The organism is Pseudomonas sp. NY15354 (genome assembly GCF_048068075.1).
In the GTDB taxonomy this organism is placed as follows: Bacteria; Pseudomonadota; Gammaproteobacteria; order Pseudomonadales; family Pseudomonadaceae; genus Aquipseudomonas; species Aquipseudomonas guariconensis_C.
Genome location: NZ_JBLUPV010000054.1, coordinates 1 through 15,940 on the forward strand (window position 1 = coordinate 1; position 15,940 = coordinate 15,940).

At 63.2% G+C, this 15,940-nt stretch carries 15 protein-coding genes; 5 read left to right on the top strand and 10 right to left on the bottom strand.

Annotated elements, in window-relative coordinates; genetic code table 11:
• The 4 genes from ACNFCH_RS25485 to ACNFCH_RS25500 all read right to left on the bottom strand — a co-directional run.
• Window positions 1-1,455, bottom strand: a 1,455-nt coding sequence (locus ACNFCH_RS25485; RefSeq protein WP_416744435.1) for a methyl-accepting chemotaxis protein, incomplete at its 3' end; no start/stop codon positions are given.
• Window positions 1,456-1,739: 284 nt separating this feature from the next.
• Complete coding sequence (gene cueR, locus ACNFCH_RS25490; RefSeq protein WP_337160368.1) at window positions 1,740-2,144, bottom strand: Cu(I)-responsive transcriptional regulator; 405 nt, start codon at window positions 2,142-2,144, stop codon at window positions 1,740-1,742.
• The gene (locus tag ACNFCH_RS25495; protein ID WP_416744438.1) at window positions 2,141-4,540 is read right to left on the bottom strand and encodes a heavy metal translocating P-type ATPase; all 2,400 of its coding nucleotides are present in this window, start codon (window positions 4,538-4,540) and stop codon (window positions 2,141-2,143) included. Before ACNFCH_RS25495 ends, cueR begins: the two co-directional genes overlap by 4 nt.
• A 52-nt stretch (window positions 4,541-4,592) precedes the next feature.
• A complete protein-coding gene (locus ACNFCH_RS25500; RefSeq protein WP_196162653.1) occupies window positions 4,593-4,979 on the bottom strand; it encodes a hypothetical protein in 387 nt (128 codons plus the stop codon).
• A 144-nt stretch (window positions 4,980-5,123) separates the two neighbouring features.
• On the opposite strand from ACNFCH_RS25500, the gene ACNFCH_RS25505 reads away from it, so the two are divergent.
• Both ACNFCH_RS25505 and ACNFCH_RS25510 read left to right on the top strand, forming a co-directional pair.
• Window positions 5,124-5,321 carry a heavy-metal-associated domain-containing protein gene (locus ACNFCH_RS25505; protein ID WP_337160370.1) on the top strand — a complete coding sequence of 66 codons (198 nt, stop codon included), beginning with the start codon at window positions 5,124-5,126 and terminating at the stop codon, window positions 5,319-5,321.
• Window positions 5,322-5,465: 144 nt separating this feature from the next.
• Entirely contained in the window at window positions 5,466-6,647 is a 1,182-nt protein-coding gene (locus ACNFCH_RS25510) for a multidrug effflux MFS transporter (protein WP_416744441.1), read from the top strand.
• Here ACNFCH_RS25510 and ACNFCH_RS25515 read toward each other — a convergent pair.
• Window positions 6,598-6,795, bottom strand: a complete 198-nt coding sequence (locus tag ACNFCH_RS25515) for a hypothetical protein (protein WP_337160372.1) — start codon at window positions 6,793-6,795, stop codon at window positions 6,598-6,600. The two genes, ACNFCH_RS25510 and ACNFCH_RS25515, sit on opposite strands and share 50 nt — an antisense overlap.
• 581 nt (window positions 6,796-7,376) lie before the next feature.
• On the opposite strand from ACNFCH_RS25515, the gene ACNFCH_RS25520 reads away from it, so the two are divergent.
• The gene (locus ACNFCH_RS25520) at window positions 7,377-8,090 is read left to right on the top strand and encodes an ArsR/SmtB family transcription factor (protein ID WP_196162656.1); all 714 of its coding nucleotides are present in this window, start codon (window positions 7,377-7,379) and stop codon (window positions 8,088-8,090) included.
• A gap of 30 nt (window positions 8,091-8,120) precedes the next feature.
• On the opposite strand, the gene ACNFCH_RS25525 is transcribed toward ACNFCH_RS25520, so the two are convergent.
• The 5 genes from ACNFCH_RS25525 to ACNFCH_RS25545 all read right to left on the bottom strand — a co-directional run bounded on the left by ACNFCH_RS25525 (window position 8,121) and on the right by ACNFCH_RS25545 (window position 12,585).
• On the bottom strand, window positions 8,121-9,071 hold the full coding sequence (locus ACNFCH_RS25525) for an adenosine deaminase (RefSeq protein ID WP_337160373.1): 951 nt from the start codon (window positions 9,069-9,071) through the stop codon (window positions 8,121-8,123).
• A 173-nt stretch (window positions 9,072-9,244) separates the two neighbouring features.
• Window positions 9,245-9,931 carry an SDR family oxidoreductase gene (locus ACNFCH_RS25530; RefSeq protein ID WP_416744444.1) on the bottom strand — a complete coding sequence of 229 codons (687 nt, stop codon included), beginning with the start codon at window positions 9,929-9,931 and terminating at the stop codon, window positions 9,245-9,247.
• Window positions 9,932-10,321: 390 nt separating this feature from the next.
• Window positions 10,322-10,909 (bottom strand): IMPACT family protein, encoded by a 588-nt coding sequence (locus tag ACNFCH_RS25535; protein ID WP_416744446.1) that lies wholly within the window; start codon window positions 10,907-10,909, stop codon window positions 10,322-10,324.
• A gap of 9 nt (window positions 10,910-10,918) precedes the next feature.
• Complete coding sequence (locus tag ACNFCH_RS25540) at window positions 10,919-11,581, bottom strand: TetR/AcrR family transcriptional regulator (protein ID WP_070090382.1); 663 nt, start codon at window positions 11,579-11,581, stop codon at window positions 10,919-10,921.
• An 89-nt stretch (window positions 11,582-11,670) separates the two neighbouring features.
• Window positions 11,671-12,585 (bottom strand): LysR family transcriptional regulator, encoded by a 915-nt coding sequence (locus ACNFCH_RS25545; protein ID WP_070090381.1) that lies wholly within the window; start codon window positions 12,583-12,585, stop codon window positions 11,671-11,673.
• Between the two features lie 310 nt (window positions 12,586-12,895).
• Here ACNFCH_RS25545 and ACNFCH_RS25550 point away from each other — a divergent pair, with 310 nt between their 5' ends.
• The gene (locus ACNFCH_RS25550) at window positions 12,896-14,242 is read left to right on the top strand and encodes an aspartate aminotransferase family protein (RefSeq protein ID WP_337160375.1); all 1,347 of its coding nucleotides are present in this window, start codon (window positions 12,896-12,898) and stop codon (window positions 14,240-14,242) included.
• 69 nt (window positions 14,243-14,311) lie between these two features.
• Entirely contained in the window at window positions 14,312-15,805 is a 1,494-nt protein-coding gene (locus ACNFCH_RS25555) for a CoA-acylating methylmalonate-semialdehyde dehydrogenase (protein WP_416744449.1), read from the top strand.
• Window positions 15,806-15,940 lie beyond the last annotated feature (135 nt).

Genomic DNA, 15,940 nt, shown 5'->3' on the forward strand with positions numbered 1-15,940 from the left:
GCGGATGGTGCCGAGGATCGACTGGATAGCATTGCTGTCGCGCTCCAGCTGCTGGATCGACTGGGCCGACTGCTCGATCTCCTGGCTCAGGCGGTCCACGCTCTGCACCGCTGCATCGATCTGCTGCTGGCCTTCGCGGGCCTGCTGCTGGCCACTGTCGGCCGACTGCGCGGCCTGGCTGCAGGAACGGGCTACTTCGTTGGCAGTGGCGACCATTTCGTGGAACGCGGTGGAGACCATGTCCACCGACTCGCGCTGGCGGCTGGCTGCTTCGCTCATGTCGCTGGAAACACGGGTCGAGCTGCTGGAGGTGTGCAGGATCTGCCCGGCCGCGCTACCAATGTGCTGGATCAAGCTGCGGATGGCACCAAGGAACTGGTTGAACCAGTTGGCCAGTTGCGCGGTTTCGTCGCGGCCATGGATTTCCAGGCTGCGGGTCAGGTCACCCTCGCCTTGGGCGATGTTCTCCAGGCCGCTGCTGACGCTGTTGATCGGCCGCACGATGAGTTTGGCGAAGGCCGCGCCGACACCTGCGAACACCACGGCCAGGATCAGGGCGATGGTGCCGATCACCCAGCTCAGGCGGGTGGTGGTCTGCATGACTTCGTCATGGCGGATCAGGCCAATGAAGGTCCAGCCTGATTGGGCGTCCGGGTAGATGTTGGCCATGTAGCGCTCGCCGCCCAGCTCCACTTCGACCAGCCCTTTGCCGGCCTTGGCCAGCGTGGCATAGCCGTCGCCGAAGCTGTCCAGTTGCTTGAAGTTGTGACTCGGGTCGCGGGGGTCGACGATCACGTTGCCGTTTTTCTCGACCAGCATCAGGTAGCCGCTTTCGCCCAGCTTGATTTGCTTGAGCAGGTCCGTCAGGCCATTGAGCGACACGTCGATGCTGACCACGCCGCCGAGGCTGCCCAGGGCGTTGCCCACCGCGCGCACCACACTGATCTGCACGACGTCGCCGGAGGCCCAGTAGTAAGGTGCGGTGCGCAAGGTCTTGCCGGGGTTGGCGAGGGCCAGTTGGTACCAGGGGCGCTGGCGAGGGTCGTAGTTGGCGAAGGTATCGTCGTTCGGCCAGCCGACGTAGCCGCCGTCGCTCACGCCGTAGGAGATGTAGGCGTAGCTGGGATGGGCCTCGGCCAGGCGGGTCATGAATTCGAAGACCTGCTTGTCCTGCTCGCCCAGCTCCCGGGTCGGGTTGGCGGTCAGGTACTTGTTCAGGTTGTTGCCGGTCGCAGCGACAATCGGTTGTGCCGCAATGTAGTTCACGTTCTGCTCGATGCCCTGGAAGAACAGGTTCATCGCATTGCCGACTTGGCGGATTTCCCGGCTGCTGTTGCCGAGGAAGTCTTCACGGGCTTCACTGCGCAGGTTGAGCACCACCAAGGTGGCCACGAGGACGATGGGCAGGCCCGCGATAATGGCGAAGGCCCAGGTCAGTTTTTGCTTGATGTTCATCCACGATCCCCGATTGTTTTTATTGATACCTGAGGCAGGTGTCTTAGGCATCGGCAGCGTTTGGCATTTTTGTAGGGGATGTGCCCAGATTTATTAGGCGAAATCGTGTTTGGTGACCGTCTGGTCCGGTGGGTTGTCTGTAGGAGCGGCCTTGTGCCGCGATCGGCTGCAAGACAGCCGTAACCCTTGTCACTTCGATCTGCCTGGCCCGGCATGCAGACAGTTCTTACGGCTGCTGCTCAGACGATCGCGGCACAAGGCCGCTCCTACACGTTGGCGGGGTGTCAGGCGCAGCAGCGCTTGCCGTTGGCCAGGTCCTTGAGGATCGGGCAATCCGGGCGGTCATTGCCCTGGCAATGGGCCGCCAGGTCGCTGAGCGTGTCGCGCAGGCTGACCAATTCTTCGATCCGCTTGTTCAGCGCGTCGATGTGTTGCATGGCCAGGGCCTTGACGTCCGCGCTGGCGCGCTGGCGGTCCTGCCAGAGGGTCAGCAGCTTGGCCACCTCCTCCAGGGAGAACCCCAGATCGCGCGAACGCTTGATGAACGCCAGGGTGTGCAGGTCGTCCGGCTGGTACAGGCGATACCCACTGTCGCTGCGTACCGCCGGCTTGAGCAGGCCGATGGACTCGTAGTAACGGATCATCTTGGTGCTGAGCCCGCTGCTGCGGGCGGCCTGGCCGATGTTCATGGGTGCTCCTGCGCGTTGTCAGTGGGCTTCCAGGTCTTGAGCCACAAGGCGTTGCTCACCACGCTGACACTCGACAGGGCCATGGCGGCCCCGGCCAGCACGGGGTTGAGCAGGCCGAACGCGGCCAGCGGGATGCCGATCAGGTTGTAGATGAAGGCCCAGAACAGGTTCTGGCGGATCTTGGCGTAGGTCTTGCGGCTGATCTCCAGTGCCGCGGGCACCAGGCGCGGATCGCCGCGCATGAGGGTGATGCCGGCGGCCTGCATGGCCACGTCGGTGCCGCCTCCCATGGCGATGCCGATGTCGGCCGCCGCCAGGGCCGGGGCGTCGTTGATCCCGTCGCCGACCATCGCCACCACCCCGTCGCGCTTGAGCGCGGCCACGGTGGCGGCCTTGTCCGCGGGCAGCACTTCGGCATGGACATCGTCGATCCCGAGGGCATCGGCCACGACCTTGGCGCTGCCGCGGTTGTCGCCGGTCAACAGGTGGCTGCTGATGTGTTGCGCATGCAGGGTTTCGATGGCGTGCCCGGCACCGGGCTTGAGGCTGTCGCCGAAGGCGAACAGGCCCAGCACCCGCTGTTGCGGCTGGCGCTCGATCAGCCACGACAGCGTGCGACCCTCGGCCTCCCAGGCTTGCGCTTGGGTGACCAGTTCACCGGGCGACAAGGCGCTTTCATCGAGCAGGCGACGGTTGCCCAAGGCCAGTTCACGTTCGCCGACTCGGCCAGCGATGCCGCGGCCGGTGAGCGATTGGCTGTCGGCCACCTGTGGCACATCGAGGCCTTGTTCGGCGCAGGCGTCGAGCACGGCCTTGGCCAGGGGGTGTTCGCTGCCTCGTTGCAGGGCCCCGGCCAGCTGGAACAGCTCGCCGGTGTCGCCGTCAACGGCCTGGCTGTGGACCACGCGCGGGCTGCCGGAGGTCAGAGTGCCGGTCTTGTCGAACACCACGCGGTTGACCGCATGGGCGCGCTCCAGCGCCTCGGCGTCCTTGATCAGGATGCCATGACGGGCAGCGACCCCAGTGCCGGCCATGATCGCGGCAGGGGTGGCCAAGCCCAAAGCGCACGGGCAGGCGATCACCAGCACGGCAACGGCGTTGATCAGCGCGGTTTCCAGCGGCGCCCCTGCCAGCCACCAGCCAACCAGGGTAATCAAGGCGATCACCAGCACCGCCGGAACGAACATCTGGCTGACCCGATCCACCAGCTTCTGGATCGGCGCCTTGGCCGCCTGGGCATCTTCGACCAAGCGGATGATGCGGGCCAGCACGGTTTCGGTACCCAGGGCCTGGGTGCGGACCAGCAGGCGGCCTTCGCCGTTGATCGCGCCTCCGGTGACCGGATCGCCCGGTTGCTTGGGCACCGGCAGGCTCTCGCCGCTGATCAGGGCTTCGTCGGCATGGCTGCTGCCTTCGAGCACCTCGCCGTCGACCGGGAAGCGTTCGCCAGGCTTGACCAGCACGAGGTCTCCAAGGCGCAGCTGGTTGATCGGCACGTCTTCTTCCAAGCCGTCGACCACCCGTACGGCGCGGTCCGGGCGCAGGGCCTCCAGGGCCCGGATGGCGCTGGCAGTCTGGCGTTTGGCGCGGCTTTCCAGGTACTTGCCCAGCAAGACCAGGGCGATCACCACCGCCGAGGCCTCGAAATACAGGTGTGGCTGCATGCCTGCCGGCGCCTGGGCCCACTGGTACAGGCTCAGGCCGTAGCCGGCGCTGGTCCCCAGGGCCACCAGCAGGTCCATGTTGCCGGCGCCGGCGCGCACGGCTTTCCAGGCGGCGACATAGAAGCGCGCGCCGAGGATGAACTGCACAGGCGTGGCCAGCAGGAACTGCACCCAGGCCGGCAGCATCCAGTGCAGACCGAAGGGTTGGACGAGCATCGGCAGCACCAGGGGCAAGGCCAGCAGCAGCGCGGCGCCGACCGCCAGGCGTTCGTTACGCAGACGACGCTGTGCGTCGGCCTGGTCGTCACGGGTGGTCTGCGGCAGGTTGGCGCTGTATCCGGCCTTTTGCACAGCATCGATCAGGACGGTGTCGTCGACGCCCTCGAGGACTTCGAGGTGGGCGCGTTCGCTGGCCAGGTTGACGCTGACCTGCTCGACCCCCGGCACCTTGGCGAGGGCGCGTTCGACGCGGCCAACGCAACTGGCGCAAGTCATGCCGACGATCTGCAGTTCGACCGTGCGGGTGGGTACGCCGTAGCCGGCTTCCCGAACCGCGTCGAGCAGGGCCGGCAGGCTGTCGGCCGGGGCCTGGACCCGGGCCTGTTCGGTGGCGAGATTGACGCTGACCTGTTCAGCGCCGGTGACCTTGCGCAGGGCGCGCTCGACCCGGCCAGCACAGCTGGCGCAGGTCATGCCGGAGATCGGCAAGTCGAACGTGGTGGATGCGGACATGGCTCTGCTCCTTGGACAGGTCTCCAGCATCAACCTTGCCACGCGGGTAAGGTCAATACCCCAAGCCAGCCCTCTTCAACTGGAGCCCGTTGGCACCCATGGCGATGCGGTATTTGCTGATCTGCCCCGCCTGCAGGGTCAGGCGTGTGCTGCGCTGGTCCTCGATGCCTGGCGCGCAGCCGGGTACCTGTCCTGGCAATAGGCGCAGGCGAACGTCCACAGGGCCTGGCGGTAGGTTGAAGGAGGTGGACTGCTCCTGGAACAGACGCCCGGAGAGCTGATCATTGAGGTAGATGCCGATCTCGCAACTGGTGGCCACTTCCAGGCGCTCCCGGGAAATGATCAGCACGCTGTAGTCCGAGTTGCCCTCGGCGCTGGCTGGCGGCACCACGGCCAGTGCACCCAGCAGTCCAACCAGGCCCAATGCTGCCCTGAACATGAAGAATCTCCTGCTTGCCAAATCGTCAAAGGCGCAGCTTGGCCGAGGCGCGCGCGGATTTCCAGCCCGGCCGGTCAACGCAATACTTGACCTTGCCATGATGGCAAGGATGAGACTGCGAAAAAAACCTGAAGGAGACACCCGATGCAAGTGTTCAATGTTCAAGGCATGACCTGTGGCCATTGCGTGAAGGCGGTAACCCGAGCGGTTCAGACACAGGACGCAGCCGCCCAGGTGCAGGTCGATCTACCGGGCAAGCAGGTGCGCGTGCAGAGCCAGTTGGCTGCTGAGCAGATCTTGGCGGCGATTCGTGAAGAAGGGTATGAGGCCGAGGTCGCCTGATACCCGTGGCGGCGCAGGTTCCATAATCGACGCAGAGCCGTGTGGGGGCGCATCCAGCGCCCTCATTTATTACAAAGGTTTTCAAGCTGATCGGGTCGAGTGCAGGTAGACTGACGCACTTGCTTAGCCAGCTATGGATTCCCGATGAACCTGCGAATAGTGTTGATCCTGGGCGCCCTCAGTGCGTTCGGGCCCTTGGCGATCGACTTCTACCTGCCCGCCTTCCCCGCCATGGCGCAAGCCTTCGGCACTGATGAAAAGCACGTCCAGACCACACTGGCGGCCTATTTCCTCGGCCTGTCCCTGGGCCAGTTGGCCTATGGCCCGGTGGCCGACCGCTTTGGCCGACGTGGGCCGCTGCTGTTCGGCATCACCCTGTTCACCCTGGCTTCGCTGGCCTGTGCTTATGCGCCGAACCTCGAGACGCTGGTCCTGGCTCGCTTTGTCCAGGCACTGGGCGGTTGCGCGGGGATGGTGCTGTCGCGAGCCATTGTCAGCGACAAATGCGACCCCGTGGCCTCGGCCAAGGTGTTCTCGCAGTTGATGCTGGTGATGGGGTTGGCACCCATCCTGGCACCGATGCTCGGCGGAGTGCTGGTCAACGTGTCGGGTTGGCAGTCGATCTTCCTTGCCTTGAGCCTGTTCAGCGCAGCCTGTCTGCTCGCGGTGAGCCTGGGGTTGCCTGAAAGCCTGCCGCCAGATATGCCGCGCCAACCGTTGTCGGGTGCTTTGCGCCAATACCTGCGCTTGCTGGGTGATCGGGTGTTTCTGGGGCATGCATTGACCGGTGGTGTCGCCATCGCCGGCATGTTCGCCTACATCGCCGGTTCTCCCTTCGTGTTCATCAAGCTGTATGGCGTGCCCGCCGAGCACTATGGCTGGCTGTTCGGTACCAACGCCGCGGGCTTCATCCTCATGGCCCAGGTCAACGCGCGTCTGCTGGCCAAGCGCGGCCCGGCGTTCCTGCTGGCGCGGGCGGTCTGGCTATACCTGCTGGCGGGCTTGGCGCTGCTGTGTGTCGCGGCCCTACGACCGGTCCCGTTGTGGCCGCTGCTGGTGCCGTTGTTCCTGTGTATCGCCAGTCTGGGCTGCATCATTCCCAACGCATCGGCGTGCGCCATGAGCGGTCAGGGCGCCAGGGCTGGCAGTGCCTCGGCCTTGATGGGCTGCGTGCAGTTCAGCGTCGCTGCCGGCGCTGCAGCGCTGGTCGGCGTGCTGCACGATGGCAGTGCAGTGCCCATGGCCTTGGTGATCAGTTTGTGCGGCGTGCTGGTGGTCAGTGTCGCGATGCTGACTCGGCGCTTGCAGGCCAGGCGTCCCGCATGAGGGGATGAGGCGCCTGCAGGCGACTTTCCAGGGTGGCGACGAACAGGCGTGCTTCGGCTTCGCTGCGGAAACTCACCACGTGCTGATCGAGCCGGACTTGCCAGGGGCAGTTGGGGTTGCGGTTTGACGCACTGACGACAATCTTCATCGCGGCATACCTCCAATGGGCGGGAGCCGATGAAGTTTAGCGCCGTCACTTGCGCGTGCCATGGCCTGGCGCCGGCCTTCGGACTGACGGTTGTGCCTCTGGTCGGGGTACGCCAGGGTTGTTTCGGGCAATGTTCAGTTGCATGTGGAAGCTTCGCTTTAGCCTGCCGTACTTGAGGAAGATTTGCGTCGGTATTGTTTCCTGCATTGACCTGAGGCTGTAGTCCTTTAGAGGGGGCGTAGGCTCGCCGTCATGGGCTCACCGCTTACATGGCGCTCTGGCCGGGTACTGACGCCACTCTGCGAGCATGGCCGAGGGTGATACCCCCCAATGCTGTTCCGCGTCTTTGGGGCCGGCTCCCGACACAGGCGCAAGGCCTGTAGCGACTTATACTGGCTAGCCCGGCCAGTACCAGCGAGAGAGATTTCCCTGCCAGGGAGCGGCAAGAGAGAGCGTCGACTCGAGCACGGCCGGAGTGCCTCGTGTCGCTTGCGGGCTTATCCGCTCTTGCCATTCTTGGCAGAGGTGCCGCGCTGACGGTTGGCCGGTAGGAACCGACGTGATCATTCAGGGAGTTGGAAATGAAAGCAGTCAGCAGTATTGCCCAGATCGCCGGCCTGATGGCCGACCCCAAGCGCAGCGCCATGTTATGGGCATTGATCGACGGGGTCCCTCGCCCTGCCGATGAATTGGCCCTGATGACCGGGCTGACATCGTCGTCCGCCTGTGCGCACCTGTCGCTGTTGTCGTCGGCGGGCCTGCTCAGGTTGGAATCACGCGGTCGCAAGCGCTATTTCCGTCTGGCCACGCCACAGGTGGGAGCGGCGGTGGAAGCCTTGGCCAGCGTGCACCTCGAAAGCCGTGGGCAAAGGACCTCGCCAGCGACCCCCTTGCAGGTGCCCATGTCCATGCGTCGGGCGCGTCGCTGCGGCGACCATCTCGGCGGGGAGCTGGCCGCCGACCTGCTGCATCGGCTGATCGTGGCTGGGTGGCTGGAAGGTACCCAGCAGCAGCCGAGAGTCAGCCTCGAGGGCCGAGCGCAGTTGGCCGCTGTCGGGGTCTACACCGAGGCGTTGGCCTCTGGCCAGAAAAACGGCTGCATGATTTGTCACTGCAATGAGTGGAGCGACCAGGGCCCGCATCTGGGGGGCAGCTTGGGACACGCCTTGTTCAGGCTGTTCCTGCAGTCGGGTTGGTTGTGTGAACAGGAAGGCTCGCGGGCGTTGCAGATCTCACCGCTGGGCGTCCAGCAGATCAACCGCATCGCCCGCATGCCTGCCCTGCAGGTCGGCTAGCCCGGGCGGGCTAGCCAGAGCGGGCGCAGTTTATCGAACCAGTCGGGCGTCCAGGCTGTTCTGCGCCAGGCGCTGGGCTTGGTCCTGGGTCATGCCCAGATGGGTGTGCAACGCGTGGAAGTTTTCGGTGATATAGCCGCCGAAATAGGCCGGGTCATCGGAGTTCACCGTCACCTTCACGCCACGCTCGAGCATGTCGAGAATGTTGTGCTGGCCCATGTGTTCGAACACGCATAGCTTGGTGTTCGACAGTGGGCATACCGTCAGCGGGATCTGCTCATCGATGATGCGCTGCATCAGCCGTTCGTCCTCGATCGCGCGTACGCCGTGATCGATACGCTGGACCTTCAGCAGGTCGAGGGCTTCCCAGATGTACTCGGGCGGGCCTTCCTCGCCGGCATGGGCGACAGTCAGGAAGCCTTCGCTGCGGGCGCGGTCGAAGACACGCTGGAACTTGCTCGGTGGGTGGCCTTTTTCCGAGCTGTCCAGGCCCACGGCGATGAACGCATCACGCCAGGGCAGTGCCTGGTCGAGGGTCTGTTGTGCTTGCTCTTCGCTGAGGTGGCGCAGAAAGCTCAGGATCAGGCCGCTGCCGATGCCCAATTGCTCACGGCCATCCTTGAGCGCCTGATTGATGCCATTGAGCACCACCTCGAAGGGGATGCCCCGGTCGGTGTGGGTCTGTGGGTCGAAAAAGGGTTCCGTGTGCACCACGTTCTGGGCTTTGCAACGCTGCAGGTAGGCCCAGGTCAGGTCATAGAAGTCTTGTTCGGTGCGCAGTACATCGGCGCCTTGGTAGTAGAGGTCGAGAAACTCCTGCAGGTTGTTGAAGGCATAGGCGCTACGCAGGGTTTCCACATCGGCCCAGGGCAGGGCGATCTTGTTGCGTTCGGCCAGGGCGAACAGCAGTTCCGGCTCCAGCGAGCCCTCCAGGTGCATGTGCAGTTCGGCCTTGGGCAAGGCGTTGAGCCAGTCATACATAGGTGTAGTCTCGATCAGGTACGGTTAGCGCCATTCTACAGGGCATGGGCAACGCCTGCGCAGCCCGCACATGCGACAAGGCCGCCCCAGGTCCTCTGCGGGACCTGTGGGGCGGCCTTGTGCCGGGAAGGGCTGCGTGCTGCCGCCCTTCGTGGGATCAACTGGCGTTCAGTTCACCAGATCAGCGCTTCGCCTTTGTAATTGATGAAGCGAAGACCTGCGTTGCCGCTTTGCGCCTTGACCTGCTCGAGCATGCCGCGGGTGCTGGTGAGTACATCGATTTCGGCGTTCTCGCCACCCATTTCGGTCTTCACCCAGCCCGGGTGCATGGCCAGGACGCAGAGATCCGGACGCTGCAGTTCGACCACGAAGCTGTTGATCATCGAATTGAGGGCGGCTTTGCTGGCTTTGTACAGGCAAATCTCGCCGCCGTCGGGAATGGTCACGCTCCCCAGGATCGAGCTCATGAAGGCCATTACGCCAGTGCCCTCGCGTACCTGGCCGGCCAGGCGGCGGGCGACGCGGATCGGCGCCACGGCATTGGTCATGAACAGCGCGCCCAGCGCGTCGGTGCCCACTGTTTCCAGGTCCTGGGGCAGTGGTCCCATGACCCCGGCGTTGATGAACAGCAGGTCCAGTACCTCGCCCTGCAGGCGTTCACGCAGGGCATCGAGCTGGGCAGTGTCGTTCATTTCCAGGGTTTCGATGCGCACACCGGGCACGGCACGCAAGGCATCGGCCTTTTGCGGGTCGCGCACGGTGGCGATGATGTTCCAGCCGTCCTCGTGCAGGCGTTGCACCAGACCCAGGCCCAGCCCGCGGGAGGCGCCGATGATCAGGGCAGTTTTGGAGGTGGACATGAGGGGCTCCTTGAGCGTTGAAAGTCGAGGGTATTGAGGATAATTCAGCGGGCAGCATGCTGCAGGGCCAAACCCGTACAAAAAATAACCAGTCGATCCAAGGCCCGTGAATCCGGGCATTTGCTTCATGGATTCACGGGTTATCCACAGTCCCCTCCACATTATCTGTGAGCAAGGCCTGTGAGCGATCGAGGGCAACCGAGGCGGGGGAATGGATTGATATGTTGGGGATAACTTGCTGTTATTCAGAGGCTTGGAGCGCTGTCATGAAAATGTGATCAAAATATGATCAAGCCCCTGCAGGCCTCGCGGTTAAAGGGCTGCCATCAAATGCCCCAAGCTTATCCACAGGCGGACCCACAGTAGTTGTGAGCAACCATGGCGCGCGGATTACTCACAGGGTTCCAGGCGAATGCGCCCGCGGCTCAGGTCCGCCAGCTGTTGTTGCAGTGTCTGCACATGAGATTCGCCGACCGCGACCTGCAGGTCCGCGCCGTTGGCGGTGAACTGCTCGTCCAACACCAGGCCGTCGACTTCCGCCAGGCGTAGCTTGAGCAGTGCCAGTTCACTGAACGTGCAACTGCAGCGATACTCGCTGCGCTGGACCAGCACGCGCTTGGGCGCCTGTTGCAGGCATTTGTTGGCGCCACCGCCATAGGCCCTGGCCAGGCCCCCGGTGCCAAGCTGGATGCCACCGTACCAGCGGATCACCAGCACCACGACCTGGTCGCAGTCCTGGGCTTCGATCGCGGCAAGGATCGGCCGCCCGGCAGTGCCCCCGGGTTCACCGTCATCACTGCTGCGGTACTGAGCGCCGAGCTTCCAGGCCCAGCAGTTGTGAGTGGCGGCCAGGTCACTGTGGCGTTCGATGAAGCTCATCGCCTCGGCGGCACTGGTGATCGGGCCGGCGAGTGTGATGAAGCGGCTCTTGCGGATTTCCTCGCGGAACTCGCAGAGGTCAAGCAGGGTAGAAGGCATAAGTCCGAGTCAGGCTGTCGGGGTGATGCCGCAGCCTTTGAGAATGATGTGGATAAGGTTGTTGCTGGCGTCTTCCATGTCCTGCTTGGTCAGGCGACTGCGCCCGGTGACCTGGCAGATCTGGGTTGCGAAGTCGGCATAGTGCTGGGTGCTGCCCCAGAGCAGGAAGATCAGGTGGACGGGGTCGACGCGGTCCATCTTGCCAGCATCCATCCAAGCCTGGAACACCGCCGCACGGCCACGGAACCATTCGCGGTAGTCGGCGCTGAAATACTCGCTCAGGCAGTTTCCGCCGCTGATGACTTCCATGGCGAAGATCCGCGAGGCCTGCGGGTTGCGCCGGGAGAACTCCATCTTGGTACGGATGTAGTGGCTCAGGGCTTGGGCAGGGTCGTCCTCGACGCTCAGGGCGTTGAAGGTGCTGTCCCACAGCTCAATGATGTTGCTGAGCACGGCGATGTACAGACCAAGCTTGTTGGTGAAGTAGTAGTGCAGGTTCGCCTTGGGCAGGCCGGCTTTCAGGGCGATGGTGTTCATGCTGGTGCCCTTGAAGCCGTGGCGGGCGAACTCGTCCTCGGCGGCCTGGATGATGGCCTGCTCGTTTTTCTGGCGAATGCGGCCGGCGGGTTTGCCCGAAAGGGGGGGACGATGCGCGGGAACTTCAAGGGTCATGGACGATTCCGTACGAGTCTGTGGCAACGGCTGCCGGACAGATTACCTTCCTCAGAGCACCTGACAAGCATTAGCGTCAGCGTCAGGCATCAACGTGTCGCAGCCAGACTCTCCAGGAAGCTCTCGAGCACCAGGTTCGGACGTCGCCCCTTGCGCGTGACCCAGCTCAGGCTCAAGTCATAGAAACGCTCCAGAGGCTTGAGTGCCCGCAGGCGCCCCTGCTGGACCCAGAACGTCGCGTAGTGGTCGGGCAGGTAGCCGATGTAGCGTCCGGTGAGGATGAGAAACGCCATGCCTTCGCGGTCCGATGCGCTCGCCGTGCAGTGCAACGCCTGATAATGCGCCTGGATATCGGCGGGCAGGCGGAAGGTTGGGGCGATGGCATCCTGGCTGTTGAGGCGTTCGTCGTCGATCTGCTGGTCATCGGCGTAGAACAACGGGTGGCCGACGGCGCAGTAGAGCAGCGAGCGTTCGCTGTAGAGGGGCTGGTACTCCAGGCCCGAAAGCGGGCTGGTCTGCGGCACCACGCCGACGTGCAGACTGCCATCGAGCACGCCCTGTTCGACCTGGCTGGGGGCGATCATGCGGATCTGGATGCGCACATCGGGGCCACGATCCTTGAGTTCGGCCAGGGCGTGTGTGATGCGCATGTGCGGCAGGGTCACCAGATTGTCGGTCAGGCCGATGTTCAGCTCACCGCGCAGGTGCTGGTGCAGGCCGTTGACTTCGGTGCGGAAGGTCTCCAGGGCGCTGAGCAGTTGCAGGGCCGAGTGATAGACCTCCCGGCCTTCCTCGGTCAGCGAGAAGCCCGCGCGGCCCCGTTGGCACAAACGCAGGCCCAGGCGTTGCTCCAGGTCGTTCATCTGCTGGCTGATCGCCGAGCGGCCAATGCCAAGGACGTTCTCGGCGGCGGAGAACCCCCCGCATTCCACGACGCTGCGATAGATTTTCAGCAGGCGGATATCGAAGTCGCTGACTTGGGCAAGGGGCTGTGGGCGTTTCACGGGGAGCCTTCAATCGAGTGAGTCAGGGGCGCAACCTTAACCAAAGCCTGTGCATAAATCAGTCGGCGACCTGCAAACGTTCATTGCAGGATTGCCTGCTCAGCACCTGATGGAGCGGCGCAGATGCCAGCCCGTCGGCCAGGTGATTGATCGATAACAGGTTTGTGGAGGGTCGCTGATCATGTCGCGTTTAAGTTTAGTATGCGCATATCTAAAGATTAGAAAAGCGGCATTTTTCTTACGTTAATCCCGTGACAACTTAGCGGCAACAACATCCATCGTTGCCTAATCGTCTTCCGAGGAACCGCCGATGAACATGCCCGAAACCGCCACCACCGGTATCGCCAGCCAGCTCAAGCTGGACGCCCACTGGATGCCCTACACCGCCAACCGCAACTTCCAGCGCGACCCGCGCCTGATCGTCGCGGCCGAAGGCAATTACCTGGTCGATGACAAGGGCCGTAGGGTGTTCGATGCACTGTCGGGCCTGTGGACCTGTGGCGCCGGGCACACCCGCAAGGAAATCACCGAGGCCGTGTCGCGCCAGATGGGCGTGCTGGACTACTCGCCGGCCTTCCAGTTCGGCCACCCACTGGCCTTCCAACTGGCTGAAAAGATCACCGAGCTGACCCCGGGCGACCTGAACCACGTCTTCTTCACCAACTCCGGTTCCGAGTGCTGCGACACTGCGCTGAAGATGGTACGTGCCTACTGGCGTCTGAAAGGCCAGGCGACCAAGACCAAGATCATCGGTCGTGCTCGTGGCTACCATGGGGTGAACATCGCCGGTACCAGCCTCGGTGGCGTCAACGGCAACCGCAAGCTGTTCGGTCAACTGCTGGACGTCGACCACCTGCCTCACACTGTGCTGCCAGCCAACGTCTTCACCAAGGGCATGCCAGAGGAGGGCGGTATCGCCTTGGCAGACGAGATGCTCAAGCTGATCGAGTTGCACGACGCCTCGAACATTGCCGCCGTGATCGTCGAACCACTGGCAGGCTCGGCAGGTGTTCTGCCTCCGCCGAAGGGCTATCTCAAGCGTCTGCGCGAGATCTGCACCCAGCACAACATCCTTTTGATCTTCGATGAAGTCATTACCGGCTTCGGCCGTATGGGCGCCATGACCGGCTCCGAAGCGTTCGGCGTGACCCCGGATCTGATGTGCATCGCCAAGCAGGTCACCAACGGCGCCATCCCGATGGGCGCGGTGATCGCCAGCAGCGAGATCTACCAGACCTTCATGAACCAGCCGACACCGGAATACGCCGTGGAATTCCCCCATGGCTATACCTATTCGGCCCACCCTGTGGCCTGCGCTGCCGGTATCGCCGCGCTGGACCTGCTGCAGAAGGAAAACCTGGTGCAGTCGGCAGCCGAGCTGGCGCCGCATTTCGAGAAGGTGCTGCACGGTATCAAGGGCACCAAGAACGTCATCGACATTCGTAACTATGGTCTGGCCGGTGCCATCCAGATCGCCGCCCGTGACGGCGATGCCATCGTGCGTCCGTACGAGGCTGCGATGAAACTGTGGAAAGCAGGCTTCTATGTCCGTTTCGGCGGCGACACCCTGCAGTTCGGCCCAACCTTCAACACCCAGCCGCAGGAACTGGATCGCCTGTTCGACGCGGTGGGCGAAGCCCTGAACCAGATCGACTGATTTCTTCCGACTCTGACGACAGGCGCGTGCCCACGCGCCTGCATCAACCTTCTTTATCTGGAGTTTTGCATGAGCATCGTTCAGCACCTGATCAACGGCGAGCTGGTTTCCAAGGGCGAGCGCACCGCCGATGTCTTCAACCCGTCCACCGGCGAAAGCACCCGCAAGGTCGAACTGGCCAGCCGCGCAACCATTCAAGAGGCCATCGACTCGGCCAAGGCCGCCTTCCCGGCCTGGCGCAACATGCCCCCGGCCAAGCGCGCCCAGGTGATGTTCCGCTTCAAGCAACTGCTGGAGCAGAATGAAGCACGCATCTCGCAACTGATCAGCGAAGAGCACGGCAAGACCCTGGAAGACGCCGCGGGTGAGCTCAAGCGCGGTATCGAGAACGTCGAGTTCGCCTGCGCTGCCCCTGAGCTGCTCAAAGGTGAGTACAGCCGCAACGTCGGCCCGAACATCGACGCCTGGTCTGATTTCCAGCCGCTGGGCATCGTCGCGGGCATCACGCCATTCAACTTCCCGGCGATGGTGCCGCTGTGGATGTACCCGCTGGCCATCGCCTGTGGCAACGCTTTCATCCTCAAACCGTCCGAACGTGACCCGAGCTCGACCCTGTTCATCGCCCAACTGCTGCATGAAGCCGGCCTGCCCAAAGGCATCCTGAACGTCGTTCATGGCGACAAGGAAGCGGTCGACGCGTTGATTGAGGCGCCAGAGGTCAAGGCCCTGAGCTTTGTCGGCTCGACGCCGATCGCCGAATACATCTATGCCGAAGGCACCAAGCGCGGCAAACGCGTCCAGGCCCTGGGCGGTGCCAAGAACCACGCCGTGCTGATGCCTGATGCCGATCTGGACAACGCTGTCAGCGCCCTGATGGGGGCCGCTTATGGTTCTTGCGGTGAGCGTTGCATGGCTATCTCGGTGGCTGTATGCGTGGGCGATCAGGTCGCCGATGCACTGATCGCCAAACTGGAACCGCAGATCAAAGCGCTGAAAATCGGTGCTGGCACTTCCTGTGGTCTGGACATGGGCCCGTTGGTGACCGCAGCTGCCCGTGACAAAGTGGTTGGCTATATCGATGACGGTGTGGCGGCTGGTGCCAAGCTGGTGGTCGATGGTCGTGGTCTGCGCGTCACCGGTCATGAGGACGGCTACTTTGTCGGTGGCACGCTGTTCGACCACGTCACGCCGCAAATGCGCATCTATAAAGAAGAGATCTTCGGCCCAGTGCTGTGCGTCGTGCGCGTGAAGAGCCTGGAAGAGGCCATGCAACTGATCAACGAGCATGAGTACGGGAACGGCACCTGTATCTTCACCCGTGACGGTGAAGCGGCGCGCCTGTTCTGCGACGAGATCGAAGTAGGCATGGTGGGGGTGAACGTGCCGCTGCCAGTGCCGGTTGCCTACCACAGCTTCGGTGGCTGGAAGCGTTCGCTGTTCGGCGATCTGCATGCCTATGGCCCGGATGGCGTGCGCTTCTATACCCGTCGCAAGGCCATCACCCAGCGTTGGCCGCAGCGTGCCAGCCATGAGGCTTCGCAGTTCGCGTTCCCTAGCCTCTAAGCTCTCTATATAGAAGTGGTTGTGAAGCGGGGAGGCCGTCAGGCCTCCCCGCTTTGCTTTTCAGCGATATGAAAGTTTTTTGAAAATAAGTGTTGACGGGGTTTCGAATCCCCTTATAATGCGCCCCACTTCCGA